The organism is Hoylesella buccalis ATCC 35310 (genome assembly GCF_000177075.1).
Lineage (GTDB): Bacteria > Bacteroidota > Bacteroidia > Bacteroidales > Bacteroidaceae > Prevotella > Prevotella buccalis.
Map to the genome: position 1 here is coordinate 1 of NZ_ADEG01000070.1, position 4,074 is coordinate 4,074.

General features: G+C 37.3%; 5 protein-coding genes. 3 read left to right on the forward strand and 2 right to left on the reverse strand.

The genetic code is table 11. From position 1 onward, the window contains the following. Positions 1-193: 193 nt before the first annotated feature. The 3 genes from HMPREF0650_RS07670 (at position 194) to HMPREF0650_RS07680 (ending at position 1,965) form a co-directional block, all read left to right on the forward strand. Positions 194-1,279 (forward strand): P63C domain-containing protein, encoded by a 1,086-nt coding sequence (locus tag HMPREF0650_RS07670; RefSeq protein WP_004349759.1) that lies wholly within the window; start codon positions 194-196, stop codon positions 1,277-1,279. 70 nt (positions 1,280-1,349) lie between these two features. After that, positions 1,350-1,685 carry a type II toxin-antitoxin system RelE/ParE family toxin gene (locus tag HMPREF0650_RS07675; RefSeq protein ID WP_004349760.1) on the forward strand — a complete coding sequence of 112 codons (336 nt, stop codon included), beginning with the start codon at positions 1,350-1,352 and terminating at the stop codon, positions 1,683-1,685. Next, the gene (locus tag HMPREF0650_RS07680) at positions 1,660-1,965 is read left to right on the forward strand and encodes a helix-turn-helix domain-containing protein (RefSeq protein WP_004349761.1); all 306 of its coding nucleotides are present in this window, start codon (positions 1,660-1,662) and stop codon (positions 1,963-1,965) included. The genes HMPREF0650_RS07675 and HMPREF0650_RS07680 overlap by 26 nt, the downstream gene beginning before the upstream one ends. A 285-nt stretch (positions 1,966-2,250) precedes the next feature. Here HMPREF0650_RS07680 and HMPREF0650_RS07685 read toward each other — a convergent pair whose 3' ends face one another. Together HMPREF0650_RS07685 and HMPREF0650_RS07690 are read right to left on the reverse strand one after the other, a co-directional pair. After that, complete coding sequence (locus tag HMPREF0650_RS07685) at positions 2,251-2,649, reverse strand: hypothetical protein (RefSeq protein ID WP_004349762.1); 399 nt, start codon at positions 2,647-2,649, stop codon at positions 2,251-2,253. An 84-nt stretch (positions 2,650-2,733) separates the two neighbouring features. Continuing rightward, positions 2,734-3,942, reverse strand: a complete 1,209-nt coding sequence (locus tag HMPREF0650_RS07690) for a tyrosine-type recombinase/integrase (RefSeq protein ID WP_040562871.1) — start codon at positions 3,940-3,942, stop codon at positions 2,734-2,736. Between the last annotated feature and the right edge of the window lie 132 nt (positions 3,943-4,074).

Genomic DNA, 4,074 nt, shown 5'->3' on the forward strand with positions numbered 1-4,074 from the left:
AATCCAAATTTTAATTATGGCGAATTCGCCACAATTAAAGAAAAGGCAGGGTTGAGCTGGAAAAAATTGTCGGGAAGTTAAAACAGGAGGAGAAATAAGGCCGTGCTGTGGGCAACGTAAAATAAGTTTATTTTATTTGCAGAATTAAATCATAATATTTATATTTGCAGATATTTATTAAACTTTCACATCAATGAAGCACAAACTTAAAGAAATCATTTCGTCATTAGGTATCACGCAAAAGGAATTGGCACACAAAATCGGCATGACCGAAGTGGGCATGAGCAACCTTATCAACAAGGGAACGACCTCTGAAAACACATTAAAATCCATCGCTGACGCACTGAATATGGATATTAGAGAAATCACTGTGAAAGAAACATTGCTAAAAGCAAAGTTCGGCTCCGACAAAACACCATTGAGAATTGGAGATTTAGAACTTCCTTGCTATGTGCTTGATAACGGCTTACGCGTATTCTCTGGACGTGGAATCCAGAAAGCCCTCGGTTCTAAATCCAATAGCGGAACTTGGTTGTCATCATTTGTCAAAACTGACTACATGAAATCCATGCTACAAGAAATTAAAGCCGGAGAAGCCACTGCTTTCGACAGACTTACAAATCCGATAAAATTTGAGAGAATAGGAGCAGGCGGCTCACAATCAGCTACTTACGGATATGAAGCGACACTACTCATCGACCTGTGCGATGCAATAATTAAAGCCGGCGAGGAGAATCTTGGAATAAACCCAATATTCATAAAGCACGCCAATATAATTATCAGGGCTGTTGCAAAGACTGGCATCATTGCGCTTGTTGATGAAGCCACTGGTTATGACAAGGAACGCATCAAAGGTACAGAACTACTGCAAGATTACTTAAGACAATTTTTACAAGAAGAAGCAGCCAAATGGATAAAGACGTTCCCAGACCAATTCTTTGAAGACTTGTACAAAATGCGTCATTGGAACTGGGAACGCACTACTAAGCGACCAGGTATCGTTGGAAAATGGATAAACGACATCGTGTACAGCCGCCTCGCACCTGTCCTTCCACAGGCTCTTGACAGGCTTAATCCAAAGAACATTAACGGCAATCGTGGACACAAACATCATCAAAATCTCACACGGGATGTAGGACTTCCAAGACTGAAACAACATTTAGAGGCCGTCCATGCCATTGCTGTCGTGTCAAATTATGATTGGTACAGATTCATAGTAAACCTTAACAAAGCATATCCGACAAAAGACATGGATTTATTTCTTGATTTCGGAGACTAACAATTTGAATACAAGCAAAAAAAACAGCATAAAAGTTGTTATATATAGAAACTTTTATTACTTTTGCAGTATGAGACGAATAAGAACATACGGTGGCTATTTTCAGGCATTCATGCAGACGCTGGATGAGAAAGTGCAGCGAAAGATAGACTACGCCTTACAGCTACTGAAAACACAGGAAAGACTTTCGTCAAAGTTTGTCAAAGCAATCCGAGATGGATTGTTTGAATTGCGAATTGAATACGAGAGCAATATCTACCGTGTGTTCTTCATTTTTGACAACGGACAAATCGTGGTGCTGTTCAATGGCTTTCACAAAAAGACACAGAAAACACCCAGACAAGAAATAGAAAAGGCACTAAAAATAAAGGAGGCTTATTATGAAGACAAACAGCCACAAGATTGAAGACTACGACCTCGTGCTGGATGCAAAATACGGCAAGGAGGGTACACCGCAACGTGTACAGTTTGAAAATGAGGCAAAGGCTTTTTATGCCTCGCAAATCCTTTTACAAGCGCGAAAGGAAGCAAAAATGACGCAAACCGAATTGGCGGAAAAAGCAGGAACGACCAAGTCATACATATCTAAAATAGAAAACGGATTGATTGAGCCTGGAGTAGGATTGTTCTTTCGCCTTGTCAACTCTCTCGGATTGCGCATAGACATATCAAAACCAATAGGATAGTTACATTAATAGGCTTCACAATATGATGACCAGCTATGATATCAGCAAACTGGCAAGGATAGTTAGCAATGTTAACTCCTAATAAATTTTAGAATTTATTTTACACGGTATCATTAAAATCTTGTTTCACTTCTTGTTTCGGATTTTGTTTCGGATGTGTTAAAAGTTTTCTTTCAATATGTTGATATACATTATTTTATATCACATGACTTTTGTTTCACTTTTTGTTTCGTTTTCTGTTTCGCTTACAATTTTAAAGTATGTGAAAAGATATGACAAAAATCATTAAATGATAGAGTAAACCTTATTCAAAAGCCTATCAACTTCTTGTTGAAAATCGTCATAAGTTGTATATAGGATTAGCAATTCAGCGCAAGTTGAAGAAATGAAGCTTGCACAAGTTATCCCAGCGACGTTTGCAATAGCCCTGCGCATTCCATGTGGCATTTTACCTCCAAATAGTTTTTGTGGCGCATATAAATAGATCACCACAAAGATGAACACCTTGCGGTCATTTACTGTAATATACTCTCCCTTATCTTCCAGAAAGGCATTATAAATTTTTTCAATAAAAGATAAATCCGTCACCTGTGGAGAAGTTGCCAATTTGTCGTTACGAATAGCCTTTTGCAGTTCTATACGAGCCGTTTTGATGTTTCTAATGGTATCTATAACCTTTTCCATTGATATTTGTGATTTGAAAGAATACACAAATATAAGGAAAAGTATAGGATGTTCGTGTAAGCTATTTATCTAAAAAGGTGCTTGTTACACGTTTTTGCCAAACGCATACTCCAACAATTTCCTGTTTGCTTCATTGATAGCCTTAAAATCCTTTTTTATATAAAGCTCTGTAACTCTCAATGCTTGGTCAGTATGGTTCAGCATGTCGTTAACAACGTACTTACTTATTCCCACATCATTAACTGCAATGGTCGCCATAGAATGTCGTGCTGCATAGAATTGGAGATTGTCTATCCCAACTTCCTTTCCTACTTCTTTCAAGCCAATATTGATATTGCGATTAAGACTTGCCATGCTTGAAAATCTTTCATGGAAATTGAAAACTCTTTCCTTATCACGGTATTTTTCAACTAATGGTGCTATTATTGGATGCACATCAACCTGCATAATCGCATTGTCGTTTCTTCTGTCCTTTGTCTTTGTGCGATTATAAGTAATTGTTTTCCCATCGAAATCTTTTGCGTTAAACAAATCAGCAGAGTTCATTCCCAAAAGACAGAACGATAATTTGAAGCAATCGAGCGCAAGGTCATGTCTGCTCGAATACCCACGTACCTTTACGTTATCATAAGGTAGTGAAAAGATAGATCGCATCTCGTCAACGGTTAATGCACGTTTCCTCGCTATATTTTGTGGTACTGTTTTATACCTTTCCAACGAATGCTTAACAATAATAATACCATTATCCTCATCGTTGTAGTATTCTTTTGCAGCTGCAAACAACGTTTTCAGGCTATTGATATATAATGATTGCGCACGTGGGCGATCTTTTAAAGACGTTTCAAAGGACTTTAGCGTCTTTACGTTCAATTCCTTGCACGATATGTTTTCATGTCCTATAAACCGCTTAAACGAATTAACAGAAGTCTTGTAGTTTCTCAATCCTTTTTTATCTGCGTTCTTCTTAAGCCATAGATTCACAAAATCTGTAAACGACACATCTTCTCCGCTTTCTTTTCTTTTGAGCTGTTTTACAATAGCATCAATGGGAAAATCATTCAACTCTAAATCAAGTTCATTTAGTCGTTTCCTATATTCCGCTATCAACATGTCGCACTTTTCAAGTATCTGTGCATTTTTTATCTTAAAGGAAGATGTGATGTCTTTCTTAGAAACATACATAGACGTAGGAATAAAACGCTTAGTAGAGTTATGCGTCAAGCGGATAACTATATTCCACGTACCATCTTTCCTCCTGTTTCCATTTTTTATTACTGCTTTTAATGTTGCCATAATTAGTTCCTTTTTAGTCCCTTTTTATTAACTACTTTCTGAATTCAGAACTTACTTTCAATTATTTTCAAGACTTTTCTCTATAAAAGCAATAAGCGGAAAGCCTTTACTTATCGGGCTTTCCGCTTGTTT